The sequence below is a fragment of the Brevundimonas sp. genome (genome assembly GCF_035626535.1).
Taxonomy (GTDB): Bacteria; Pseudomonadota; Alphaproteobacteria; order Caulobacterales; family Caulobacteraceae; genus Brevundimonas.
Map to the genome: position 1 here is coordinate 1 of NZ_DASPNO010000013.1, position 24,181 is coordinate 24,181.

The 24,181-nt window shown below is 70.3% G+C and carries 25 protein-coding genes, 1 tRNA gene and 1 pseudogene; 6 read left to right on the forward strand and 21 right to left on the reverse strand.

From position 1 onward, the window contains the following. Positions 1–193: 193 nt before the first annotated feature. Entirely contained in the window at positions 194–895 is a 702-nt protein-coding gene (locus VEC04_RS01080; protein ID WP_324772966.1) for a murein L,D-transpeptidase catalytic domain-containing protein, read from the reverse strand. 158 nt (positions 896–1,053) lie between these two features. On the opposite strand from VEC04_RS01080, the gene VEC04_RS01085 reads away from it, so the two are divergent. Continuing rightward, on the forward strand, positions 1,054–2,334 hold the full coding sequence (locus tag VEC04_RS01085; protein ID WP_324773072.1) for a metal-dependent hydrolase family protein: 1,281 nt from the start codon (positions 1,054–1,056) through the stop codon (positions 2,332–2,334). Between the two features lie 189 nt (positions 2,335–2,523). On the opposite strand, the pseudogene lpxK reads toward VEC04_RS01085, so the two are convergent. The 5 genes and pseudogenes from lpxK to VEC04_RS01110 all read right to left on the reverse strand — a co-directional run. Next, positions 2,524–3,513: pseudogene (gene lpxK, locus VEC04_RS01090) on the reverse strand (tetraacyldisaccharide 4'-kinase); the annotation flags it as partial. Then, the gene (locus VEC04_RS01095; protein ID WP_324772968.1) at positions 3,510–4,805 is read right to left on the reverse strand and encodes a 3-deoxy-D-manno-octulosonic acid transferase; all 1,296 of its coding nucleotides are present in this window, start codon (positions 4,803–4,805) and stop codon (positions 3,510–3,512) included. The gene VEC04_RS01095 and the pseudogene lpxK, both read right to left, overlap by 4 nt. A gap of 1 nt (position 4,806) precedes the next feature. Further along, a complete protein-coding gene (locus tag VEC04_RS01100; RefSeq protein WP_324772970.1) occupies positions 4,807–5,493 on the reverse strand; it encodes a lysophospholipid acyltransferase family protein in 687 nt (228 codons plus the stop codon). Continuing rightward, positions 5,490–7,328, reverse strand: coding sequence for an ABC transporter ATP-binding protein (locus VEC04_RS01105; RefSeq protein ID WP_324772972.1), 1,839 nt, complete (start codon positions 7,326–7,328; stop codon positions 5,490–5,492). Before VEC04_RS01105 ends, VEC04_RS01100 begins: the two co-directional genes overlap by 4 nt. Positions 7,329–7,382: 54 nt before the next feature. Further along, positions 7,383–8,945, reverse strand: coding sequence for a sensor histidine kinase (locus tag VEC04_RS01110; RefSeq protein WP_324772974.1), 1,563 nt, complete (start codon positions 8,943–8,945; stop codon positions 7,383–7,385). Between the two features lie 132 nt (positions 8,946–9,077). On the opposite strand from VEC04_RS01110, the gene VEC04_RS01115 reads away from it, so the two are divergent. Continuing rightward, positions 9,078–9,743 carry a fused DSP-PTPase phosphatase/NAD kinase-like protein gene (locus VEC04_RS01115; protein WP_324772976.1) on the forward strand — a complete coding sequence of 222 codons (666 nt, stop codon included), beginning with the start codon at positions 9,078–9,080 and terminating at the stop codon, positions 9,741–9,743. Positions 9,744–9,746: 3 nt separating this feature from the next. Here the strand turns inward: VEC04_RS01115 and VEC04_RS01120 are convergent, their stop codons facing one another. From VEC04_RS01120 to VEC04_RS01160, 9 genes are all read right to left on the reverse strand, one after another. Then, complete coding sequence (locus tag VEC04_RS01120; protein WP_324772978.1) at positions 9,747–9,977, reverse strand: hypothetical protein; 231 nt, start codon at positions 9,975–9,977, stop codon at positions 9,747–9,749. Next, complete coding sequence (locus VEC04_RS01125) at positions 9,974–10,192, reverse strand: hypothetical protein (protein WP_324772980.1); 219 nt, start codon at positions 10,190–10,192, stop codon at positions 9,974–9,976. The genes VEC04_RS01120 and VEC04_RS01125 overlap by 4 nt, the downstream gene beginning before the upstream one ends. Positions 10,193–10,255: 63 nt before the next feature. Beyond that, positions 10,256–10,510: a DUF4170 domain-containing protein gene (locus tag VEC04_RS01130; protein WP_324772982.1), complete on the reverse strand. Its 255-nt coding sequence runs from the start codon at positions 10,508–10,510 to the stop codon at positions 10,256–10,258. A gap of 21 nt (positions 10,511–10,531) precedes the next feature. Further along, on the reverse strand, positions 10,532–11,341 hold the full coding sequence (locus tag VEC04_RS01135; protein ID WP_324772985.1) for a 3'(2'),5'-bisphosphate nucleotidase CysQ: 810 nt from the start codon (positions 11,339–11,341) through the stop codon (positions 10,532–10,534). Further along, positions 11,338–12,693: a TldD/PmbA family protein gene (locus VEC04_RS01140; RefSeq protein WP_324772987.1), complete on the reverse strand. Its 1,356-nt coding sequence runs from the start codon at positions 12,691–12,693 to the stop codon at positions 11,338–11,340. Before VEC04_RS01140 ends, VEC04_RS01135 begins: the two co-directional genes overlap by 4 nt. A gap of 40 nt (positions 12,694–12,733) precedes the next feature. Beyond that, positions 12,734–13,150, reverse strand: coding sequence for an MAPEG family protein (locus tag VEC04_RS01145; RefSeq protein WP_324772989.1), 417 nt, complete (start codon positions 13,148–13,150; stop codon positions 12,734–12,736). A gap of 2 nt (positions 13,151–13,152) precedes the next feature. Next, on the reverse strand, positions 13,153–14,985 hold the full coding sequence (locus VEC04_RS01150) for a M14 family metallopeptidase (protein ID WP_324772991.1): 1,833 nt from the start codon (positions 14,983–14,985) through the stop codon (positions 13,153–13,155). A 69-nt stretch (positions 14,986–15,054) separates the two neighbouring features. Then, positions 15,055–15,726: an NIPSNAP family protein gene (locus VEC04_RS01155; RefSeq protein WP_324772993.1), complete on the reverse strand. Its 672-nt coding sequence runs from the start codon at positions 15,724–15,726 to the stop codon at positions 15,055–15,057. Beyond that, positions 15,723–16,214: a DUF1579 domain-containing protein gene (locus tag VEC04_RS01160; protein ID WP_324772995.1), complete on the reverse strand. Its 492-nt coding sequence runs from the start codon at positions 16,212–16,214 to the stop codon at positions 15,723–15,725. Before VEC04_RS01160 ends, VEC04_RS01155 begins: the two co-directional genes overlap by 4 nt. 95 nt (positions 16,215–16,309) lie before the next feature. On the opposite strand from VEC04_RS01160, the gene VEC04_RS01165 reads away from it, so the two are divergent. Next, complete coding sequence (locus VEC04_RS01165; protein ID WP_324772998.1) at positions 16,310–17,278, forward strand: helix-turn-helix transcriptional regulator; 969 nt, start codon at positions 16,310–16,312, stop codon at positions 17,276–17,278. A gap of 3 nt (positions 17,279–17,281) precedes the next feature. Here the strand turns inward: VEC04_RS01165 and VEC04_RS01170 are convergent, their stop codons facing one another. The 5 genes from VEC04_RS01170 to VEC04_RS01190 all read right to left on the reverse strand — a co-directional run bounded on the left by VEC04_RS01170 (position 17,282) and on the right by VEC04_RS01190 (position 21,344). Continuing rightward, entirely contained in the window at positions 17,282–17,617 is a 336-nt protein-coding gene (locus tag VEC04_RS01170; RefSeq protein WP_324773000.1) for a hypothetical protein, read from the reverse strand. 140 nt (positions 17,618–17,757) lie between these two features. Then, positions 17,758–19,287: a UbiD family decarboxylase gene (locus VEC04_RS01175; RefSeq protein WP_324773001.1), complete on the reverse strand. Its 1,530-nt coding sequence runs from the start codon at positions 19,285–19,287 to the stop codon at positions 17,758–17,760. Positions 19,288–19,350: 63 nt separating this feature from the next. Continuing rightward, entirely contained in the window at positions 19,351–19,596 is a 246-nt protein-coding gene (locus VEC04_RS01180) for a helix-turn-helix transcriptional regulator (RefSeq protein ID WP_324773002.1), read from the reverse strand. Then, positions 19,593–20,441 carry an aldo/keto reductase gene (locus VEC04_RS01185; RefSeq protein WP_324773004.1) on the reverse strand — a complete coding sequence of 283 codons (849 nt, stop codon included), beginning with the start codon at positions 20,439–20,441 and terminating at the stop codon, positions 19,593–19,595. The genes VEC04_RS01180 and VEC04_RS01185 overlap by 4 nt, the downstream gene beginning before the upstream one ends. A 24-nt stretch (positions 20,442–20,465) precedes the next feature. Further along, complete coding sequence (locus tag VEC04_RS01190) at positions 20,466–21,344, reverse strand: alpha/beta fold hydrolase (protein WP_324773006.1); 879 nt, start codon at positions 21,342–21,344, stop codon at positions 20,466–20,468. A gap of 121 nt (positions 21,345–21,465) precedes the next feature. Between VEC04_RS01190 and VEC04_RS01195 the strand changes: the two genes are divergently transcribed. Then, the gene (locus VEC04_RS01195; protein ID WP_324773008.1) at positions 21,466–21,702 is read left to right on the forward strand and encodes a DUF3297 family protein; all 237 of its coding nucleotides are present in this window, start codon (positions 21,466–21,468) and stop codon (positions 21,700–21,702) included. Between the two features lie 3 nt (positions 21,703–21,705). On the opposite strand, the gene VEC04_RS01200 is transcribed toward VEC04_RS01195, so the two are convergent. Then, positions 21,706–22,482 carry an META domain-containing protein gene (locus VEC04_RS01200; protein WP_324773010.1) on the reverse strand — a complete coding sequence of 259 codons (777 nt, stop codon included), beginning with the start codon at positions 22,480–22,482 and terminating at the stop codon, positions 21,706–21,708. A gap of 169 nt (positions 22,483–22,651) precedes the next feature. Here VEC04_RS01200 and VEC04_RS01205 point away from each other — a divergent pair, with 169 nt between their 5' ends. After that, positions 22,652–24,076: a M20/M25/M40 family metallo-hydrolase gene (locus VEC04_RS01205; RefSeq protein ID WP_324773012.1), complete on the forward strand. Its 1,425-nt coding sequence runs from the start codon at positions 22,652–22,654 to the stop codon at positions 24,074–24,076. A gap of 11 nt (positions 24,077–24,087) precedes the next feature. Next, positions 24,088–24,172 (forward strand) — tRNA-Leu (locus VEC04_RS01210). The last annotated feature ends 9 nt before the right edge of the window (positions 24,173–24,181 follow it).

Here is a 24,181-nt window from a genome sequence, read left to right on the forward strand (position 1 = left end):
GGCGCCGTCGCCGCTCCGGCCCGCGTCGCCGCCCCGCGCCCGACCCACCGCACCGTCACCACCATGAAGACCGTCGGACGCGGCGGCGCCGCCCGCAAGCTCCAGCCCGTCGCCTCCGAAGACGGATGGGAGGAGTTCTGAGCGGTCCTCTACGAGGGGCGGGAAGGGTCGGGCCCGACCGCCGCGCGGCGGCTCAGGCCCAAGCGAACAGCAGGCGGCCCTCGCCCATGCGTTCGCGCAGGACGGGCAGGTCGTGGCGGGCGACGGAGAAGCAGCCGTAGCTGCGGCCCAGCTTGCCCTCGCGGGCCAGGAAGGCCGGGTCGGCGTAGTCGGCGCCGTGGACGATGATGGCGCGCTCGCGGGCCAGGTTGTTGGTGTATTCCAGCCCGTCGAGCAGGACGTTCGGACCCTGCTGGGCGCCGTGACTGGCCCCGGCGGTGGCGTAGGCGCCGACCGACGACATGTAGCTGTCGGGGGTGTTGGAGAACTGCCGGGCGAAGCCGGTGTGGGCCGGGTCCGAGCCGCGGCCGTGGGTGGTGCGCATCAGGGTGACGGCGCCGCCGTGCAGGTCGACCTCGTAGAGCCGCTCGTCGCCGGAGAATTTCTGGAAGTCGACCAGATACATGCGGTCGCGATTGGTGATCTTGCCGCGGTGGATGTCGAGCGCAGCCAGCGCCCGGTCCATCAGTTCCTTGCGCACCGAGCCGCGCGGATCGAGCGGGCGGGTGGAGTTCAGCTGCGAGGTGATGGCCTGGGGCGCGCGCTCGACCTGGATGACCGGCGCCGGCGGGACCTGCACTCCGGCCAGGGTGGCGACCGGACGGGCCGCCGCGGTGGCGCACCCCGACACAAGCGCCGCACCGCCCAGAATGAATCCACGTCTCGCCAACTGCATGCGACGCCCCTCGCACGTTCAAGAAGTCACGGGTTGTTTCAAATGATGTCGCCCGTAGCAACCTGAGCCTTGGCGCGAAGCGTTGGGCGTCTAAGGTGAAGAAGCCGTTTGGGGAGGGTTTCGTGAAGTCGATCACATCGCTGTTGGCGGCGACCGCCATGTTCCTGTCGGGCGCGGCCGCGGCGCAAACGCCCGCCGTCGCGCCGCTTTCCCCAACCGAGGGAACCACGTTCGTGCAAGTGGGGCGGCTTTTGGCTGATCCGTCGAGCGGGGTTGTGCAACGCGATAAAACTCTCGTGATCAGGGGGAACCAGGTCGTCGAGGTGCGCGACGGCTTTGTCGGGGAGGGTCGGATCGTCGACCTGCGCGACTCGTTCGTACTCCCCGGGCTGATCGACAGCCACGTGCATCTGACCGGGCAGCAGAACCCGAACGGGCGGCTGGAAGAGGTCACGCAGTCCAACGCCGAACAGGCCATGATCGGGGCGCGCTACGCCCGGCGGACCCTGATGGCGGGGTTCACGACGGTGGCCGATCTGGGCGGCGCCAACGAGGCGGTGTTCGCCCTGCGCGACGCCATTCGGCGGGGCGACGTGCCGGGGCCGCGGGTGATCGCCTCGGGCCAGTCGGTGTCGATCCACGGCGGCCATGGCGACATCAACGGCTACCGCGAGGACGTCATGCACCTGCTGTCGTCCGAAAGCGTCTGCTCGGGCGCCGAGGACTGCATGCGGGCGGTCCGCCTGCAGGTACGGTCGGGCGCGGACATCATCAAGATCACCGCCACCGGCGGGGTGCTGTCGAACACGGCCGCGGGGCTGGGGCAGCAGTTCTCGGACGAGGAGCTGGCGGCCATCGTCGGGGCGGCGCACCGGATGGGCCGTCAGGTGACGGCGCACGCGCACGGGGCCGACGGGATCAACAGCTTCCTGCGGGCCGGCGGCGACTCGATCGAGCACGGCACCTATCTGGACGCCGAGTCGATCCGGCTGATGCGGCGCGAGGGGGTCTATCTGGTGCCGACCCTGATGGCCGGTGATTATGTCGCGCGGATCGCCTCGGGGCCGGAAAATTTCTTCACACCCGCCCAGACCGCCAAGGCGCTGCAGGCCGGGCCTCTGATGCTGGCCATGGCCGGGCGGGCGCATGACGGCGGGGTGCGTATAGCCTTCGGGACCGACAGCGGGGTGTCGGCGCATGGCGACAACGCCGGCGAGTTCGCCCTGCTGGTGCGGGCCGGCCTGACGCCGCTGGAGGCGATCCAGACGGCGACCGTGAATGCGGCGGCGCACCTGAAGATCGAAGCCGAGGCAGGGCGGATCGCGCCGGGCATGCCGGCGGACCTGATCGCGGTGACGGGGGACCCGCTGGGCGATGTGACCGAGCTGGAGCGCGTGCGGTTCGTGATGCGGGGCGGGGTGGTTTACCGGGCGGAGTGACGTTCACCTCCCCATGAGCGACGGCGAATGGGGAGGACAGACCGCGTCAGTGGTCAGGAGGGGGCGGCGCAGGCGGCAAGGGAGTCCGGCGCGAATTCACATCGGTCTGCGCCGCCCCCTCCTGATCGCCGCTGGCGCGCCGATCTGTCCTCCCCATCGGCCTACGCCGATGGAGAGGTGACGCCTGAGCAGAAGCTCTCTGAACCCCGTCTCGTCCTCGAGCGTGGTTTTTACCGGCCAGCTGACGACCCGCGCACGCCAGTCAGGCGGGAGGCGGGACCAGTCCTTTTCGGTGGTGATCAGGCGGGCGCCGAACTGCGCGGCGCGGTCGGCGAGAAAGCGCAGGTCCCGGTCGGGGAAGGCGGCGTGATCGGGAAAGGGAGCGAAGTCGACGAGGTCAGCGCCGGCGGCCTTCAGCGAACGCTCGACCTTCCACGGCTTGGCGATGCCGGCGAAGCCGAGCAGCGGCCCGGGCGGCGGCGCGGCCGCAGGCTCGAGGCGGGCGATGAAGACCGGCAGGGCGCCGAAGGTCGCGACCAGTTCGGGGTCCGCGGCGGGAGCGTCGGCGGGGAGCAGGATCACGACGGCGTCGGCTCGGGCGAGACCGGCCTGCAGGGGTTCGCGCATGGGCCCCGACGGGAAGACGGAGCCGTCGCCGAAGGGCCATTCGTCGTCGCGCGTCTCGCCGTCAACAACGACGAGGCTGAGCGTCTTCTTCAGGGACGGGTTCTGGTGGGCGTCGTCGAGGACCAGCGCCTGTGCTCCAGCCGCGGCGGCGGCCTTGGCCCCGGCGACGCGGTCGCGGGCGATCCAGGCGGGGCTGTCGAGGGCCAGCATCAGCGGTTCGTCGCCCACGTCGGCCGCGGTGTGGACGGCGGGATCGACGCGGACCGGGCCCTCCAGCGAGCCGCCGTAGCCGCGCGACAGGGCGTGGGCGTCGACCCCTGTCTCATGGAGCAGGCGCAGCACCTCGCGGGCGACGGGGGTCTTGCCGGAGCCGCCGACGGTCAGGTTGCCGATCGAGATGACCGGGATGCCCGGGTCGACCGGCGTGGCCCGGGCGAGGCGATGGGCGGTGGCGGCGGCCCATATCCACGACGCCGGCTTGAGCAGCAGGCGGGCCATGGGCGCGTGCCGGCGCTCTCGGTCGTACCACCAGCGGGGGGTGTTGAGCTTCACCGGCTCCCCCGCGGCGGCGCGGGCGGGAGCAGCGGCGTCAGGGCGTCCCACAGACGGTCGAGGCCGGAGCCGGCCTCGGCGGCGGCGCGGCGGCCGCGCTCGCCCATGGCCTTTGCGGCCTGGTCGTCGGCGAGCAGCGGGGCGAGGACGGCGGGGAGGTCCCACGGCGCATCCACCACCGTCAGCCCGCCCGCAGCGACAAGGGCGTCGGTGACGGCGGCCCAGTTCGACATGTCCGGGCCGGTGACGGCGGGCTTGCCGAGACGGGCGGGCTCGAGCGGATTGTGGCCGCCGACGGGGGGCTTCTCCAGCGCGGCGGAGAAGCTGCCGCCCATGACCACGACGTCGGCGAGGCGCAGGAACAGGCCCATCTCGCCGAGGGTGTCGGCGACGTAGAGATCGGTGTCGCGGTCGGGCTCGCGGCCCGCGGAGCGGAGGGCGAAGCGGTAGCCGTCGCGCTGCAGGGCGGCGGCGATGGCGGCGCTGCGCTCTGGATGACGCGGCACGAGGATCAGGCACAGGCGGTCGGCCAGCTTGTCGAGGGCGCGGACGAGGGCGATCTCCTCGCCGTCGTGGGTGCTGGCGGCGACGACCACCGGCCGGTCGCCGATGGCGGCGCTGAGGCGGGTGAAGGCCCCCGGATCGTGCGGCGGCGCCGCGCCGGCCAGCTTGAGGTTCACGTGACCGTCGATGCGGGCGCCGAGGGATTCCAGCCGGGCGGCGGAGGCCTCGTCCTGGGGCAGGACGCGGTCAAAGGCCGAGACGATCTCGCGGGCGGCGGCGGGGAAGCGGCGCCAGCCGTCAGCGGTCTTTTCGGTGATGCGGGCGCTGGCGAGGACAAGTTTCACGCCGCGGCGGCGGGCCTCAAGGATCAGGTTGGGCCACAGCTCGCTCTCGACGAAGACAGCCGCGGCCGGCCGCCAATGGTCGAGGAAGGCGCGGACGGCTCCGGGCGTGTCGATGGGGGCGAACTGGTGGAGCACCCCGACCGGCAGGCGCCGGGCCAGCAGGGTGGCCGAGGTCAGGGTGCCGGAGGTGACCAGCACGGTTACGTCGGGACGCTTGTCGCGGAGGCGCTCGATGACCGGCAGCAGGGACAGGGTCTCGCCGACGCTGACGCCATGCAGCCAGACGAGGTCGCCGGCGGGGCGGGGGACGGAGGCGATCCCGAGGCGCTCGTCGACGCGGGCCGGGTCCTCCTTGCCCTGTTTGGCGCGGGCGTCGAGCAGGCGCGGCGCGAGCGGCTCGAACAGGCGGGTCAGAAGCCGGTATGCGATCAGGGCGATGCTCACCTCAGATGCGCTCCAGCCCGGTGAGGGCGTCGGCCTCGGCCTCGACGGCGGTGGTGCGTTCGGTCCAGTCGGCGGCGACCTCGGCGAGGTCCGCGCCCTCGGGGAAGTCGGCGCGGTCCCAGATCACGGCGCCCTTGCCGAAGGGCAGGGGCAGCAGGGAGCGGTCCCAGCTGTTCAGGCGGATGGCGGGGTTACAGGACAGGCCGAGAAACAGGACGGGCGCCTTCGACAGTTTCGCCATCAGCGGCAGGCCTTCGGCCATGCTGCGCACCGGGCCGCGGGGGCCGTCGGGGGTGATGGCGAGCCCGCCGACCTTGAGCTGGCGCAGGCCATCGCGCAGGGCCTGGGTCCCGCCCTTGTCGCGGTCGGCCTTGTCCTTGTTGGAAGAAGAGCCGCGCACGGCCGGGATGCCGAGCTGGGCCACGGCCTTGGCGACGAACTCTCCGTCGACGCTGCGTGAGATCACGCCCTTGACCGGCTGGGCCCGGTCGAGCGGCCAGCTGTAGGGGGCGAGGGAGGTGCGCGAGTGCCAGAACACCACGAGGACGCCGCCGCCCTGTTTCCAGACCGCCTCGGCCAGTTCCTGATTGCGGTGCTCCCAGCGGATCGTCGCGTAACAGAAGCGCATCCAGCGGGCGAGGCACCAGGCGAGGGTGCTCTGGATGACGGGATTGCGGAGGGGTCTCATGTGACGGCGGCGACGGTGACGGGCTCGCCGTCCAACGACTGCTGGCGGGCGAGGCGGGCGTAGAGACCGCCCTTGCGGACCAGTTGGGCGTGGGACCCGGTCTCGACGATGCGGCCGGCCTCGACGACGTAGATGCGGTCGGCGTTGCGGACGGTCGACAGCCGGTGGGCGATCATCAGGGTGGCGCGGCCTTTCATCAGCCGCTCGAGCGCGGCCTGGACCAGCGCCTCGCTCTCGGTGTCGAGGGCCGAGGTGGCCTCGTCGAGCAGCAGGATGGGGGCGTCCTTGAGAAAGGCGCGGGCGATGGCGATGCGCTGGCGCTGACCGCCCGACAGGCGCAGGCCGGCCTCGCCGGCGCGGGTCTGGTAGCCCTCGGGCAGGGCGGTGATGAAGTCGTGGGCGGCGGCGGCGGCGGCCGCGGCCTCGATCTCGGCCTGCGAGGCGCCGGGGCGGCCATAGCTGATGTTGGCGGCGAGGGTGTCGTCGAACAGGAAGGGCTCCTGGGTGACGAGGGCGATACGCGAACGGAGGTCGTGCAGCTTGAGTTCGCGCACGTCGCGGCCATTGACGGTCACGGCGCCGGCGGTGACGTCGTAGAAGCGCGGCAGCAGGCTGAGGATGGTGCTCTTGCCGCCGCCCGATGGGCCGACGAGGGCGACGGTCTCGCCGGGGGCGACGGTCAGGGAGACATCGGACAGCGTCGGGGCGCCGCCGCCTCCCGCAGGCGCGTAGGCGAAGCTGACGCGGTCGAGCGCGACGGTGACCGGCCCCTCGGGCAGGGGCGCGGCGTCGGGGGCCTCGCGGATCTCGGGCTGGATGTCGAGGGCGCCGAACAGGCGCCGCGCGGCGGTCAGACCCTCGGCCATGACGGTCTGCAGGTTGGTCACCTGGCGCAGCGACTGGCCGGCGGCCATCAGCAGGCCGATGTAGGCGGCGAAGGCGCCGACGGTCATGCCACCCTGACGGGCCTGCCAGCCGGCGTAGGCCATGACGGCCGCGACCACGAACATGGCCACCAGGTTGGAGAAGGGTCCGGCGAAGGCGCGGGAGTCGGCGGACTTGATGACGTGGCGCTGGCGGCGGGCGACGACCTCGCCGACGCGGGCCTCCTCGGCCGCCTCGCGGTTTTCGATCTTGATCAGGCGGACGCCGTCGAGGTTCTCCATCAGGGCGGTGGAGAGGTTGGAGGTCTCAACCATGGCTCCGGTGGTGGCCTTGCGCATCCGCTTGCCGAAGCGTCGGATGACGAAGGCGATGATCGGGGCGCCGAGGAAGACGATGGCGGTCAGCCGCCAGTCGGTCCAGGCCATATAGGCGAGGACCGCGATCAGGGTCAGGGCGTGCTGGGTGTAGTTGACCACGCCGTTGGTGAAGGCCTCGCGCACCAGATTGGCGTCGAACAGCACCGAGGAGACGAAGCCGCCGGAGTGCTGGCTGCGCAGGCGGGCGAGGTCGGCGCGGATCATCGAGCCGAACAGCCGCACCTGGATGTCGCCGACGATGCCGTGGCCGAGGCGGTTGACCAGCGCCGCCTGGCCGAGGGCGGCGGCGGTCCAAATCAGGCCGGCGCCGACGATGATCAGCGGGATGGCGGTCAGGGCCTGACCGGGCGGGACGGTGAAGACGCCCCAGATGGTCACCGGCTTGCCGAGGAACAGGCCGTCGATGGCCGGCTCGAGCAGCTGCAGCACGGTGGCGGCCATGACGCCGACGATCGCCGCGCACAGGATCGACAGGAACAGCGGCGTCCGGTGGTGCGAGAGGTAGTCGCGCCAGATGCGCGCCAGCAGCGGGCGCAGCGGCTCCTTCTCGTCGGCGGGGGCGGGCGTCGTCATCGGTCCGAGGTCGGACGGGACGGGAGGGAAGTCAAGCGGGGAGCAGGTTCTCGCTCAGTGGATGCGGAACTGGATGCGCGCCTTCAGGCCGGCCGGGTCCCAGATCTTGGAAATCGTGGCGCCGGCCTGTTGGGCCAGCTGATGGATGAGACGCGATCCGAAGCCGCGATGGTCAGGTTCACGGACTTCGGGGCCGCCGCTCTCCCGCCATTCCAGATGCACCTCGCCGCCGATGACCGACCAGGCGACATCGACGCGGCCGCCCGGTTGGCTGAGGCCGCCGTGCTTGAAGGCGTTGGTGGCCAGTTCATGGATGATCATGCTGGCGGGTTGGGCCTGATCCGGGTTGAGCTGCACGTCCGGTCCTTCGACGGAGAAGCTTTCCCTCGGACACAGGGCGAGCAGCTCTTCACAGACGATGTCGTGCAGGGCCGCGCCCTCCCATTTTCGTTCGGCGAGATTACCCTGGGCCCGCGCCAGTGCGCTGATCCGGCCGAGCAGAACCTCTCTGTAGGACTGCAGATCCGGCGCGGCCGTGAGCCGGACGAGCGACTGAACCACGGCCAGCGCGTTGCGGGCGCGGTGGTCGACCTCGCGCATGAGCAGCGTCCGGGTCTCTTCGTCCCGCTTCTCCTGGGTGATGTCCCGCACCTCGATGACGGTGCCGATGGTCACGCCCGCCTCGTCGCGCACGGGACTGGCCGTGAAGGCGACGGGATAGAAGCGCCCGCTCCGGTGCACGAAGACTTCCTCGCCCTGCTGGCGGTTGTTCTCAGGCAAGGCGCGGTCGATCGCGCACTCGTCGATGGGAAAGTGCGAGCCATCCGGCCGCTTGTGGTGGATTACGTCGTGGAGCGGCCGGCCGGTCGTTTCTTCGAGACGATAGCCCGTAAGAGCCTCGGCCGCGGCGTTCATGTAGATACAGTGCTGACGCTCATCCATCAGGAAGATGGCTACGGTGGCGTTGTCGAGCACCGCCTTCAGGCGCCGATCGGTTTCACGGAGGGACTGCTCCGCGGTGCGCCTTCTCGTGAGCTCGGCGCGGGCCTGGTCGTACAGTCGCGAGTTGTCGATGGAGATCGCCGCCTGGGCGGCGATGCCGATCATGACCCGCTCATGATAGGGCTCGAATCTGCCCGGTTCGGCGTGGCCGAAGAAAAGCCCGCCTATTACTTCACCCGACCGCGAAACCACTGGAACCGCGAGGTAGCTGCGCACCGGCAAGTGTCCGGCGGGCATACCATAATGGGGTCCCAGCTTGCCGTATCTGGGGTCGCGCGTGATGTCGTCCGAACGGACCACGCCTTCGCCATGGAAGGTTGGCGCGAATACGGGCGTGGCGCGTGGGTGAGGATAGGCGGCGAAGGCTTCCGGCTCGGCGCCGGACAGGGCGTAGAGGAGCAGAGCCTCGCCGTTCTCGTCGAGCACGTTGTAGAAGAACGCCCCGAATTCGGCCCCGGTGAGCTGAACGCCGGCGTCCACCACCGCACGCACGACCTTCTCGAGATCGAGCTGCGAGGCGATCAGCGCGCCGGTCTCATTGATGATCTGTAGAGCGTCGACTTCTTCCGCGAGCGAAGGTCGCTCCAATGTCGGCAACTCACTCTCGTTCGGCATCCGATTCCGCCTCAAGCGCAATCGCGCCGCTCACCCCGGGCGAAAAAGCACGGAACGGAAACGGGTTCCACCCCTCCGGACAGCCGTGTGAAGGCATGGCGTCGAAGCCCGGCTCGCTCTATTTGGCAGAATATGTCCCGCTACGACCTCTCCACCCGCGCCGGCCGGTTCAGGGCGCACTGGGACTATGTGTGGAAGGACCACGCCTTTCTGCGGCGGTGGTTCTCGAACGCGCACTGGCTGGGGCCGGATCTGGTGCGGACCAACCAGCCGTCGCCGCGGCAGCTGGCGGGATGGAAAGCGCGGGGCGTCAAGACGGTCATCAACCTGCGTGGGGCGCGGGACGAGGCCTGGTATGCGCTGGAGAAGGACGCCTGCGAGCGGCTGGGGCTGACCCTGATCGACGCGCCGCTGGATTCACGCGATCCGCCGCAGCGGGACCGCATCCACCGGGCGCGGGAGCTGTTCCGGACCATCGAGTATCCGGTGCTGATCCACTGCAAGTCGGGGGCGGACCGGGCCGGGATGATGGCGGTGCTGTATCGGCATTTCCATCTCGGCGAGCCGATCTCGGAGGCCATCCGGCAGCTGGACAAGAAATACCTGCACCACCGCGAGGGCCTGACCGGGGTGCTCGACTACACGCTGGAGAAATACCTGAAGGAGGTGGAGCCGACCGGGGTCAGCTTCATCGACTGGATCGACAGCGACGCCTACGACCCGAAGGCGATCCGGGCCGAGTTCAAGGCGCAGTGGTGGGGAACGCTTCTGACCGAGCGGTTGCTGAAGCGGGAGTAGGGCTCAGCCCCAGGGGCCGCGCGGCGCCTCGGACGGGGGTGGCGGGCTGTCGCCGCCCTGCTCGGCAGCGAGTTCGGCCTCGCGGCGCCCCTTGCGGTCGGCTTCCCAGCGCTTGAACCAGCGCCCCCAATCGCGTTCGCCGCGCCAGGCCGCGATCCAGATGACCAGCGCCATCAGCATGAAGACGAGGCTGGCGATTTCCTCGCCGCCGAGGGTGCGGCCGAACAGGCTCAAGGGCGGGGTTCCTGCGACGCCGCCGATGGCGCGTCCTCGTGGGTGAAGGTCTCGCGCGGGGTCGGAACCTCGCCGGGGGTGATGGGATCGTTCCAGGCGGTATCGGTCTCGCGGGGCCCGGCGGTCGGATGGTCGGGCTTGCGGCGCGTGGCCCAGATGACGATGCCGGCGCCCAGCACCAGCAGGGCCAGAACGATGAGGGCGGGGGTCAGCATGGGTCTCTCCCGGGAGGCGTGACAGTATAGGCCGAAAGCGGCCAGCCGGGGAGGGAGTTCCCGTCAGTGCTCGTGCGTATCGCCGCGCGGATCGATCAGGCGGTGGGCGTGCAGGATGAAATAGCGCATGTGGGCGTTGTCCACCGTCGCCTGCGCCCGGGCCTTCCACGCCTTGCGGGCCTCGGCGTAGTTCGGGAAGGCGCCGACGAACTCCACCTTCGACAGGTCGCGGAACACCGGGGCGTCGAGGTGGCGCAGTTCGCCGCCGATGACGAGGTGCAGCAGCTGCGGGGCGTCGGCGTCGGCGGGCTGGGTCATGGGCGTCCGGTCGGAATTGAACTAGCGGGGCGCAAGCGGAATAGGCGCTGTGCGGCGCACGATCAACGGGTGAAGGGCCGGGGCGCTGCAGATCAGGCTGGCCTGGCGCGGATCGGGCTGGTTGAAGCGCCAGGCGCCCCCGTGGTGGTCGCTGACCCTGCCTCCGGCCTCCTCGACGATCAGGGCCCCGGCGCAGACGTCCCAGTCCCACTTCGGCGTCAGGGCGATGGCGGCGTCGAAGGCGCCCGCCGCGACCAGGGCCATGCGGTAGGCGATGGCGTTGCGCTTCTCGAAGCGCATGGCCGGCCACGGCTCGGGCCAGTGCGGACCCTCCATCAGCCGGGCGTCGGCCAGCACCGAGGCGTCGTCGAGATCGGTGGTGTCGGAGGCGGTGATCAGGCGGCCGTTCAGGAAGGCGCCGCCGCCGAGCACGGCGGTGAAGGTTTCGCCCAGGGCGGGGGCGTGGATGACGGCGGCGACCGGGCGGCCGTTCTCGACGAGGGCGATGGGAATACACCACCACGGCTTGCCCTTCATGTAGGCGACGGTGCCGTCGATCGGGTCGACCACGAAGATGCGCCGGGCGGACAGGCGCCCGGGGGTGTCGGCGGTCTCCTCGGACAGCCAGCCGTGATCGGTGCGGGCGGTCAGCAGCACGTCGCGGAGCAGGCGGTCGACGGCGACGTCGGCGGAGGTGACGGGAGAGCCGCCGGACTTGGACCAGATCTTCAGCCCGGCCTCGCGCTCGGCCAAGGCCAGTTCGCCGGCGGCGAGGGCGGCGGCGCGGATCAGCTCGAGGTCGGCCGCCAGATCGGGAACGGGATCGCTCATTTGCCGGCGATGGCGACCGCGTCGAACATCAGGGACGGGCTGTTGTTGGCGCCGCGGAACTCGAGGTCGGAGCCGCGCTGAAGCCGGGCGTAAAGGTCGGTCAGCTTGCCGGCCACGGTGACCTCGCTGACGGGGTAGGCGACGGCGCCGTTCTCGAACCAGAAGCCGGACACCCCGGCCGACCAGTCGCCGGTGTTGCCGTTCAGGGAGGGCCCGAACATCGCGGTGACCAGAAGCCCGCTCCCGGCGTCGGACATCAGGCCGTCGAGATCGCGATCGCCCGGCTCCAGATGCAGGCTGTGGGTCGAGACGCCGGGCGGGCCGGCGAGGCCGCGCGAGGCGTGACCTGTCGAGGCCATGCCCAGCTGGGCGGCGGCGGCCGTGTTGAGCAGCCAGGTGGTCAGCACGCCGTCGTCGATGATGGACTGTCGGCTCACCGCCACGCCCTCGTCGTCGAACGGGGTGGAGCCGAGGCCCCGCGACCGGAACGGATCGTCGATCAGGCTGACACCCTTCGGCAGCACTGGCCGGCCGAGCCGGTCCTTGAGGAAGGAGGTGCCGCGGGCGATTGACGGCCCGGAGATGGCGCCGATCAGCGGCGACAGCACCTGCATGGCGAGGCGGTTCTCGAAGATCACCGGCGCGGTGGTCGACGCGATCTTGCGCGGGCCGGTGCGGGCGACGGCGCGGCGGCCGGCCTCGGCGCCGATGTCGGCGGGAGACGGCAGGTCGGACTGGTGACGGGCGGCGCGGTTCTCGCCGCCGCGTTCCATGGCGCCGTCCTTCTCGGCGATGACGCCGACGCCGAGCGAGAAGGCCGAACCTTGCCAGGCGCCGTCGAAGCCGTGCGAGGTGACCAACCGCCAGCGGCTGGTCGAGGTCGAGGCGTGGCCGCCCTCCGAGCGGACGACGCCGGGCACGGCCAAGGCGACGGCCTCGGCCTCGGCGGCGACGGCCTCCAGTTCGGCGGCGCTGCGTTCGGAGGGGTCGAACAGGTCGAGGTCGGCGAACGGACGGCGGGCGAGCCGCTCCTGGGGCGCCAGACCTGCGTAGGGGTCCTCGGGGGCGAGCCTGGCCATGGCCACGGCGCGCTCGACGAGCCGGGCGCGGGTGGCGGCGGACAGGTCAGAGGCGGAGACGGTGGCCTGACGCCGGCCGATGAAGACGCGCAGGCCGAGATCGCGGCTCTCCTCGCGCTCGACATCCTCCAGCTCGCCGTTGCGGACGCCGATGGAGAGGGCGGCGCGCTCGGCAGAGACGGCTTCGGCGGCGTGGGCGCCGGTCTTCAGCGCGGCGGCGACCAGATCGGACAGGATGTCGGGGGAGGCGGAGGACGGCGGACTGTCGGGCATGCCCCGATATGGCCGGGCGGCCCGGCCGGTGCAACCGGGCTCAGGCCGGAGCCATGCCCACGAGCGGGCAGGCGATCAGGAGGGCGGCGGCCGCGACCAGCGGCAACCAGGTCAGGGTCATGCCAATGACGCGCGCCGGCGGCGGCCCCTTGCCGAAGGCCAGGCCCAGCGGATGGACCACCCGGCCGACGAAGAAGGCGGCCCCGATCAGGTGGATGATCCACGCCTGCCAGCCGAGGAGCGCCAGCAGGACAAGGGCGGCGATGGCGACAGGGGTGTATTCGGCGGCGTTGCCGAAGCGCCGCGCGGCGACGATCATCACCTCGTCGCCGCCATCGCCGAGAATGATCCGCTGGCGCCGGCGGGTCATCACGACGCGGACCGACAGCACGATCAGTACGAGAATGAGAAGACCGCTCCAGAAGCCGGCGGCGTGAAGAGCGGTCATCTCGAGCATGGTCAGTTCTCGCGCCCCACCGGATAGAGCCGGTAGCGGTCATCATAGAACGGAGTTCGCTCGTAGAACCACTGCAATCGTGCGTCGCCGTTCGCCGCGAACTCAGGCTCGGCGGCGAGCTTCGCCTCGAACTCGGCCTTGAGGGCGGGATCGGCCGCCATCATGCGCTCGGCCAGCGGGGCGATAGCATAGCCCTCGATATACTCGACACGGCTGAGCACCTCGGGGAACAGGCCCCAGGCGAAGAAGCTTTCGGATGACTGCGGCTCCAGCAGCAGCACGACGACATCGCCGAGCGGCTGGTCGGTCGGCACGCGGACCGAGCCCGTGGGGAAGGTCCAGTCGCGGCGCTCGGGAGTGACCGAGGTGACGGTGACCGGCACATGGCCCTCGTTGGGCCGGGCGCCCAGCTTCGGATCGTCGAGGCGCAGCATCTCGACGGAGACGGTTCGCGGGGCGTCCAGCATCTCCATGGCGATGCCGTGGATGCGCAGGCGCTCGATGATGTCGGAGCGGTACGACGGCACCCAGTAGGCCTCGGGGCGGCGCAGGGTCAGGGTCGGGTGCGAGGAGTAGAACGGCATTTGCCACAGCTCGGGATCGGGCTCGCCGAGCCAGCGGATCTCCTGTCGGCCCGAGGCCGGGCTGTCGTACATCTCGTATCGGATGCCCTTGAAGGCGCGGGTCGCGGACGGCTGCTCGTCCTGGACGAAATTGGCCGGAATTTCCGCGGGACGCAGGGCGCTGTCGGCGGCGATGGCGGCGCGCAGGTCAGGACCTTCGGAGGCGAGCAGGCGCAGCGCCTGTTCGAGGAAGACATAGGTCCCGAGCACGCGCTGCTCGTGCGGCTTGAGGCTGTGGTTCTCGATCAGGATGGTCGGCACGTGGGCGGCGGAACCCCAGCCGTTGGAGAAGCGCTCGCCGAGGCCGCCGTCGGACAGACCCGCTTTCGGGTCGTCGCCGATACCGAAGACCAGTTCTCCGGGGATATGGCCCTGGGCCTCGAGCGCGGCGTTCATGGCCGGCTTGAAGGCGGAGTCCAGCCAGGCCGCGGTCGCGGGCGAGCGCGACCAGATGCCGTTCTCGCCGTTGTACCCGTAGGTGACGTCGTACTGGTAATCCATGCCGTCGGTGACGTGGATGTCGACGTAGAGGTCTGGCCGATACTTGAGGATCAGCCCCCGCACCGCCCGCATCTCGGGCTGGTCCAGCTTCAGGTAGTCGCGGTTGAGGTTCTGGTTGGTGGCCGTGTTGCGCCAGCCCTGGATGCGAGGCCCGCGCTGGTTCGGGCGGCTGTAAGCCGAGGCACGCTCGTGGCCGTCGACCGACAGGATCGGGATCAGGATCAGGTTGGCGCGGTCGAGCAGGTCCGACTTGCCGTGGAAGGCGATGTCGCGGAGCAGCATCATGCCCGCGTCCTTGCCGTCGATCTCGCCCGGGTGGATGCCGGCCTGGGCCAGCAGCACGGGCTTGGACGGGTCGAACGAGGCGCCGTCCCTAGAGGCGATGACAGCGTAGATGGGCCGGCCCTCGGGCGAGACGCCGAACTGCTCGATGCGGATCAGGTCCGAGGCGGCGTCGAGCCGGTCGAACCATGCCCGGGTGTCGGCGTAGGTCGGGCTGAAGTCATGCGCCGGATCGGCCTCGAACGGTGTCACCCACGGATCCGAGGCGTCGCGCAGCAGGGCCCGGCTGGCCCCGTCCCACTGCGGGGCGGGCGGCAGGAAGGACTGGTCCCAGGGCGCGGCGTTGGGAACGGACGGGGACGCGGACTGGGACATGACGGGACTCGAGACGAGGGCCGCGAGCGCGGCGAGGATCAGGGTGGAGCGCATGGCTCCCCTCATCCGCCGTCCGTCCGCCGGAGGCAACCCCGCAAGGCGAGGCTTATCCATAGGCGCGGCTTATCCATGCAGGCGCGATCGGACCGTGGGTTCAAGACGCAGGCGCTGGATCGACCGCTCCGTGAAGAGGTCAGGGACGGCGTCGGCGGCGTCCGGATCGGCGAAGGCCGCGAACCAGACCAGCACCGGCTCGCCCTCGCGCACCGGCAGCCGGGGGAAGGTGTTCGGGCTGCTGTCGGTGACCAGGGTCGCGACCGACCGCGCGCCGGCCTTCCGCAGCGCGGGGACCGCATCGCCCGCCAACCGCCGGAACAGGGGATCGTCGGGACCGTCGAAGGCGTGGACGCCGGCGATGATCCGGCCCTGTCCGGAGCGCAAAGCTCCGCGTGATTCCCGCTCGCCCGGGCTGAAGCCGGAGGTTTCGTCCAGCGGCTTCAGCAGCAGGACATTGTCGGAATCGATCATGGTTTCGTTCGCCGCCGCCCGGTGGGCCTGCCAGGCCGGGCCGTCGTAGAAGGCCTCCAGCGAGCGGCGGCGGGACTCCATGTCCGGAAAGCCGCGCAGCCAGACGAAGCGGTCCGGATCGTCGAGGTCGCGGAACTGGCCGATCAGCGTCATGCCCGCCGCCTCCTGACTCTCGACGAATTCCCGTTCGAACAGATCGATCAGGACGTTGCGCCGGCCGGGACGCAGGGTGTACTGGCGCAGCTCGACGATGGCGGGGCCGGTCACGCCGCCGCCCGCGTGAAGTCCATCACCCAGTTCAGCTCCCAGGTCTCTCCATCGTCGTAGGAGAAATGCTGCTCCCAGCGCGGCGCGCCCGAGGCAATGCGGGACCATTCGTAGCGGGCGAGGATCCGGCGGCCGCCGTCGACGTCCGGGCCTTCGAGGCGGCAGCCGTCGTCGTGGAATCGGCCGACCACCGGCGGGGAGAGCCGGCCGTCACGGTCGCTGATCCAGTAGATCGACCAGTCGCCGCTGGCGAGGTCGAGAGTCCGCAGGGCCACCCCGCGCCAGCCGCGGGCGGGGCAGTCGTGCTGCTCGATATTGCTGATCCCGCCCATGCGGGCCTCGGTGAAGGCCGTACCGGCGAAGGCGTCCCAGTCGTGGCTGCCGGCTCCCCGGCTCTTCAGCCTGCGGTGTTGGACGCTCCAGCGGCCGAACAGGAAATCGAAATCGTGGACGGCGGCGGGGTCGGGTTCGACGGGCAGGGCGGTCATGGCGAGCCTCTGAGGGACGGCGGGATTGCCGGCCGCGAGAGATAGCCACTGTAAACTGACACCTTATGTCAGGATTTATCGGCTACGATCGAAAAATGCGCGCCAGTCGACTCCTCTCGATCCTGTTGCTGCTCCAGACCCGGGGGCGGATGACGGCCGAGGCCCTGGCGGCGGAGTTCGAGGTGTCGGCGCGGACCATCTACCGCGATATCGACGAGCTCAGCGCCGCAGGCGCCCCGGTCTACGCCGACCGCGGACGGGCCGGCGGATATCAGCTGCTGGACGGGTACCGCACCCGGCTGACCGGGCTGACGGACGCTGAGGCCGAGACGCTGTTCCTCGGCGGGCTGTCGGGGCCGGCGGCCCAGATGGGACTTTCCGGCGCGGTCACCACCATGCAGCTGAAGCTGCTGGCGGCCCTGCCTCCGGAGCGGCAGGCGGCCGCGGAACGGCTGGCGGGGCGGTTCCATCTCGATCCGCTCGGCTGGTACCAGCATCCGGACGAGGCCGACCACCTGCCCGTTCTCGCCCGGGCGGTGTGGAACTGCCGGCGCATCGTGGTCAGCTACGAGAGCTGGAAGGGCGAGGTGGAGCGGGCGCTGGAGCCGCTCGGCCTTATCCTGAAAGGCGGCTTCTGGTACCTGGCGGCGCGGGCCGTGGAGGGGCGGCGGGAACCCCGGACCTATCGGGTCTCCAACATCCTCAGCCTGACCGTCGGCGAGGCGGGATTCGAGCGGCCGGAGGACTTCGACCTCGCCAAATGGTGGGCGGAGGCGTCGCGCCGGTTTGAGGCGGAACTCTTCACCGACAAGGCCACGCTGAGGATATCGGGCGAGGGCCGCCGGCGGCTGGCGAAGCTGGGGGTCGAGCAGGCGCGGATCGCGGGCGAGGCGGAGGCCGGCGCCGACGGCTGGACCGAGGTCGTCGTGCCCATCGAATCGCTCGAACACGCCGCGGTCGACTTCCTGCGCCTGGGCGCGGAAGCCGAAGTCATGGCGCCGGCGGCGCTGCGGGCTGAAATGCGCCGCACGGCCGAACGGCTGGCGGCGCTTTACCGGGCGTGAGGGCTAGCGGTTCCGCTTGGCCTCGAGGCGGTCGACCGTGCGCTGGGCTTCCTCGCGACGGCGGGTCAGGGCGTCGAGCTGGGCCTGCTGGGCCTCGGTCAGTCCGCCGGCAGTCTCGGCGGCGGCCTGGATGTCGGCGATCTCGCCGTCGATCTCGAAGATCAGATCCTCGGCCTCGGCGAGGCGGTTCAGTTCGGCCTCACTGAGACGCGGGCGCGGCGCCGGCCGGCGCGGCGCGCTCCGGCCCGTCAGGACCTGGGCGTCGGCGGGGCCGACGGGCAGGCTCATGGCAGGCATGGCGACGGCCAGGGCAAGGGCGGCGACGAGGGTACGTTTCATGGTGGAGCGTTCTCCGGGAAGGACGACCCCATTGTGTATTACAGTTCTGTCACGGGAAAGCGCTTTTTCGACACATTTCGCGATGGAAACGGCGAAGCCGGATATGTCCGCTCAGGAGGAGTCGCCGTTCTGGGACGCACCTATTTCCAGATCGGCGTTCCGTCACCGGGCAATCCGAGCGTGGCCCACATCTCCGACACCCGATCGACGACGGCGGCGTCCATGCGGATCTCCTCGCCCCACTCCCTTTTCGTCTCGGGCGGCCATTTGTCGGTGGCGTCGAGTCCGATCTTGGAGCCGAGGCCGCTCTCGGGGCTGGCGAAGTCGAGATAGTCGATCGGGGTGTTCTCGATCAGGGTGATGTCGCGCGCCGGGTCCATCTTGGTGGAGATGGCCCACATCACCTGTTTCCAGTCGCGGGCGTCGATGTCGTCGTCCACGACGATGACCCACTTGGTGTACATGAACTGGCGCAGATAGCTCCAGACGCCGAGCATCACCCGCTTGGCGTGGCCGGGGTAGGCCTTCTTCATCGACACCACGGCGATACGGTAGCTGCAGCCCTCGGGCGGCAACCAGAAGTCGGTGATCTCGGGAAACTGGGCGCGCAGCAGGGGGATGAAGACCTCGTTGAGCGCCTCGCCCAGCACCGAGGGTTCGTCCGGCGGGCGGCCGGTGAAGGTGGTCAGATAGATCGGATCGCGGCGCATGGTGATCGCGCTGACCTGGAAGACCGGAAAGGTCTCGACGGAGTTGTAGTAGCCGGTGTGGTCGCCGTAGGGGCCCTCCGGCGCGTGCTCGTCGAGCAGGACGTGGCCCTCCAGCACGATCTCGGCCTGGGCCGGGACCATCAGCGGCACGGTCTTGCAGGGGACCAGCTCGGCCTTGGCCCCGCGAAGCAGGCCGGCGAACTGGTATTCGCTGAGGGTGTCGGGCACCGGAGTGACGGCGGCGAGGATGGTGCCCGGATCGGCGCCGAGCACGACGGCGCAGGGCAGGGGCTCCTTCTTCCCGGCCTTCTTGTGCCGGGCGTAGTGCTGGGCCCCGCCGCGGTGCGCCAGCCAGCGCATGATCGCCTGGTCCTTGCCGAGCACCTGCATCCGGTAGATGCCGAGGTTGAAATCGTCCTCAGCGGAGTCTGACGGCCCCTTGGTGACGACCAGGCCCCAGGTGATCAGGGGGGCGGGCTCGCCGGGCCAGCAGCCCTGCACCGGCAACGCCGTCAGATCGATCTGGTCGCCTCTGAGCACCACCTGCTGGACCGGCGCGGACTTCACTGCCTTGGGCCGCATCGACATCACCGTCTGGGCCAGGGGCAGCATTTCCATGGCGTCGCCGAGGCCGCGCGGCGGGGTCGGGTTGCGCAGGAAGGCAAGCAGTTCGCCGACCTCGCGCAGTTCGCCGGCGGTGGTGCGGGCCTTCTTGTCCAGGGTCACGCCCATGGCGACGCGCTTCACCGTGCCGAACAGGTTGGCGAGGCAGGGGATGGGGCTGATCGAGCCGTCGGGCATGACCGGGTTCTCGAAGAGCACCGCCGGGCCGCCGTTGCGCAGCAGCCGGGTCTGGATCTCGGTCATCTCCAGATGGGTGGAGACGGGCTCCGACACGCGCACCAGCTCGCCGGCGGCTTCCAGCATGGCGATGAAGTCGCGCAGGGATTTGTAGGCCATCGATCGCTCCAGACTCACCGCTGGATTAGGCGGACGAAGCGGCGCTGTCACCCGTCGAGGCGGTCAGTGGGCGGCTGTGTCCGAGGTCAGGGCCCAGATGGGCAGGCCGAGCACGCGGGTGGCCACCGAGACCTGGGCGCTGGTCATGCGCGCGCGGCCGGCCTCGACGAGACGCAGATCGGCAGGGGTCATGCCCATGGCCTCTGCGAGTTCCTCGACGCCCGTGGCCCGCTCGGTGCGCCAGCGTTTGAGCCGGGTCCCGACGGCGACCTGATCGGGATCGGTCGCGGGAAAGCCGTGAACGCTCACCCCTCGTCGTCCCAGCAGAAGGCGGGGTCGATCCAGTCGCCGAGGCGGCCGTCCGGGCGGGCGAGGGCGTGGATGCGGTCCATCTCCTCCCCCGAGAGCTGAAAGTCGAAGATGTCGAAATTCTCGGCGGCGCGGGATTCCTTCGCCGTGCGCGGGATGGCGACGACGTTCTGCTGGATCAGCCAGCGCAGGGTCACCTGACCGGGCGTCTTGCCGTGGGCGCGGCCGATCTCGTTCAGAACCGGATCGTCGGCGATCTTGCCTTGGGCCAGCGGCGACCAGGCGGTGATCGAGGAGCCGAGTTCGCGGGCGGTGTCGAGCAGCTTCGTCAGCTTGAGGTAGGGGTGGTACTCGACCTGATTGGTGACCAGCCGGGCGTGGGACAGGGCCTGCGCCTCGCGGAATTCGGCGGACGGGAAGTTGGACAGGCCGATGCTGCGGGTCAGGCCACGCTCCTTCGCCTCGTTCAGCGCGCCAAGGGTCTCCGCGAAGGACGGCCTTTTCTTCGGCCAGTGCAGCAGCAGCAGGTTGGGGGTGAAGCCGAGGCTGGCGGCGGATTCCTCCGCCTGCTCCAGCAGGGCGTCGCGATGGAAATGATCGACCCAGATCTTGGTGGTCAGCCAGATGTCCTCGCGAGCGACATGGCCGGCCTCGACGGCGTCACGGATGCCGTCGCCGACGGCGGCCTCGTTGCGGTAGATCCAGGCGGTGTCGATGTGGCGATAGCCGATGCGCAGGGCCTGCCCGACCATGCGCCGGGCATCGTCGGGCTCCAGCATCCAGGTGCCGAAGCCGAGCAGCGGGATGGCGTGGCCGTCGACGGTGATGCTGGGCTGATCGGTCATAACAGGCTCCGGGGCGGGAGTGGCTTAACTAGGCGGCGCGCCTTCCGGTTCAACCAGCCAACCGAACATCTCGTCCCACAGGGGTTCCATGCCCCTGCGAAATGCGCCTTCGTGACCGATACGGGTCACGCCGTAGTCGGCGGGAGTTCGCACCACCATCTCGCGCGGAGCATTGGGATAGACCTCCATCAGGGCCGGCGAGGTGATCGGGGTGGCGATCGGGTCGTCGGTGAAGATCCAGGAACGGATCGGCGCCGTCACCGCCTCGGAATGGTGCGGCTGCAGCCGGTCCTTGAGCTCGTCGCGGAAGTAGGCCTCTTTCAGGCACCAGCGCCGCCAGGTTTCCCAGACACCGCGGGGCAGGTCGGTTCCGGCCCAGAGGCCGCCGCCCTTGATGTAGCCGTGGCGCATCAGGCTCCATGGGCCGTAGCCGAACCAGAAAAACAGCTCGAGAGGGTTGTAGGCGCGGTGGTGCCGTCCCCAGTAGCCGCTGCCCACCGAGACGAAGGCGTGCCGGGCGATGCGGTGCTGGTTGGGCATGAAGCCGAGGAAGTGGCCGCCGACGCTGTGGCCGACGTGAACGACGGGCAGGCCGGGCGCGGCCTCGATCAGTGCGTCGAGAGCGGCCGGCATGTCGAGCCGACCCCAGTCCGTGTAGTCCATCTGCATGGCGGCCAGGTCGTCGGGCCGCGATCCGGCGATGCCGCGGAAGTCATAGGTCAGCACGGCGGCGCCCTTGCCCGCCAGATGCCGGGCGAAGCGGTCGTAGAACCGCTTGGGGAAGCCGGTGCCCGAACTGACCAGCACCGCCGCGGCCGGCCGCTCGGCCGAGATCAGCCGCATCGACAGCGGATAGCCGTCGGCGGCGGCGGCGGTGAAGTCGCGGATGACGAGGTCCTTCATCGAGGGTCCGTAGTTATTCGCAACGAACCTAGACGATTGACGCGGGGTCAGGTCAAGCTCTCTTGGAGCGGCGACCATCCTCGGCTAAAGGCGCGGCCTGTCCTTCGCCGAGCGCCTGACCATGACCGACCTTCCCGACCGCCTGTCCGTCGATCCCGACAGCCCGTACCACGACGCCGATTTGCTGGCGCAGGGCGTCGGCGTCCGCTTCAAGGGCGAGGACAAGACCAATGTCGAGGAATACTGCGTCTCCGAGGGCTGGGTCCGTCTCGCCGTCGGCAACCGGGTCGACCGCCGCGGCAAGGCCCTGACGGTCAAGCTGCAGGGCCCGGTCGAGCCCTACATCAAGGGCGAGTGACCCTCATCTGATCCGGTCGAACTCGACCTGCTCCAGCGGGCTGTCGAGGATCAGCGAGCCATCCTCGATGATCGTGGCGCGCATGACGCGATCCATGAAGGCCCCGAACCGCTGCTCGAACGGCGTCGTGGTGCGTTCGCAGACGGCGCCGCCCTCCGGCGTCACCTCAAGCACCGGGCCGTCCTGCCGGTAGCGCCATCCGGAGAAGACGCAGGCGTTCACCTCGATCCGCCCGTCGCTGATGGTGAGCTCGATCGGCCCCTCGCCGGCGGGCGGCGGCGCGCCGTGGAACGACTGCAGCCGCCAGCGGCCGTTGATCGATTCCTTGGGCAGGGGCGGCGCGGACTCGAAGTCAAGGCTGGCGCCGGGGCCGGTCAACCTCAGCGTTTCGCCTCTCCGCTCGGCCGTGTTGACCGCAGACAGGGTGCGGTCGAACTCCCTCTCCCAGTCGCTCAGCCCGCGGGCGCACATCGCGCCGGGATTGGCCATGGTGACGACGAGCCGATCTCCCTGCCGCTCGTAGCGCCGCCAAAAGGGGACGCACTGGGACCGCGCCCGGAAGGTGAAGTCTCCGACCGACATGGTGATCGGGTGATGCGCGTCGTCCGGATCGGCGGCGGACGGGGCCGGGCGACCATTCATCGCCGTCAGCCGCCATTCGCCTCGCATGTCGGCGGGAGCCGGCATCTCGACGGGCCGCGGGACGGGCCGGGGCTGATCCGCAGGCGGGGCGGCGAGGCTGCAGGCGGCGAGACAGAGGGCGATCAGGATGACGCGCATGCGCCCAGAGCGGATGAGCAAGGCGGCGGTTTCATGTCGGACGCCAGATCGGACGGTGATAGCGACCAGTCGGGCTTATCCGGCTGCTGACAAAACTCGGGGGAGGATCGCTTCTCCCACAGGCGACCGCGGTCTAGGTTCTGGCTCCTTCTGAGTCCCGGAGCCGTCGATGTCCCTGTCCGCCCGTCTTCTCGCCGCCAGCGCCATCGCGCTGACCCTCGCCGCCGCGCCCGCGATGGCGCAGGACGCCCGGACCATCCGCGAGGCCGAACAGCTGCGCGACCGGGCTCTCCAGGACAATGTGGCCTACGAACTGGTGTCCGAGCTGACCACCCGCTTCGGGCCGCGTCTGGCGGGCTCGGAGTCGGAGCAGGCCTCGGCCCGCTGGGGCGCGGCGAAATTCCGCGAGATGGGCTTCGACAACGTCTCGATCGAGGAGTTCCCGCTGGCCCTGTGGACCCGGGGCGAGGCGCGGGTGGAGATTCTGTCGCCGTTCCCGCAGCCGCTGGAGGTAGTGTCTCTGGGCGGCTCCATCGCGACGCCGGCCGGGGGGATCGAGGGCGAGGCCGCGATCTTCGAGACCTACCAGCAGCTGCTCGACCAGCCGGAGGGCTCGCTGACCGGCAAGATCGTCGTGGTGCTGCAGGACACGGTGCAGGCCCAGGACGGGCGCGGCTACGGCGCCACCTCGCCGATCCGGGGCAACGGGCCGTTCGAGGCGGCGAAGCGCGGCGCGGTCGGCTATGTGCTCCGCTCGCTGGGCACCCATGACCACCGCTTCGCCCACACCGGCGCGACCCGGATAGGCGAGGGCACGGTGCCGTCGTTCGCCATGAGCCCGCCGGACGCCGACCAGCTGCGCCGCATGGCGGCCCTGACCGATCAGCCGGTGCGCATGCGCCTGTTCTCGAGCGCCGGATTCACTGCCGACAGCAAGAGCCAGAACGTCATCGGCGAGGTGCGGGGGTCGGGCGCGGCGGACGAGGTCATCGTCATCGGCGGCCACCTCGACAGTTGGGACCTGGGCACCGGCGCCATCGACGACGGGGCCGGCGTGGCCATCACCGCCGCGGCCCTGAAGCTGATCGAGGACATGCCGCGCAAGCCGCGCCGCACCATCCGCGTGGTCTGGTGGGGCTCCGAGGAAGTCAGCCAGCCGCCGCCCTCCCAAGGTCTGGCCGGGGCGCGGTTCTACGCCTCCAGCCGCGCCGGCGAGATGGCAAACCACGTGGCGATCAGCGAGAGCGACTTCGGCGCCGGGCCGATCTACAGCCTGACCCTGCCCGCCGGGGCCGCCGACAGCGAGTTCCGTCGCGCCGCCCAGGCGGTGCTGACCCCGCTGGGCGTGCTGTTCGACGGCTCGGCCGCGACCGGCGGCGGCCCCGACACCGGCCCGACCGTGGCGGCGGGGGTCCCGGCCTTCCGGCTGAACCAGGACGGCACCGACTATTTCGACACCCACCACACCGCCGACGACGTGCTGGACCGGATCGATCCCGACGCGATGGACCAGAACGTCGCCGCCTGGGCCGCCTTCCTGTGGCTGCTGGCCGCTTCGGATGTGGACTTCCGGGCGTTAAGGCCCGCCCAGTAGGGTTCACCCTCGCGAGCGTGGCGAAACTGGTAGACGCAAGGGACTTAAAATCCCTCGACTTCGGTCATGCGGGTTCGACCCCCGCCGCTCGCACCACCGCCGAAC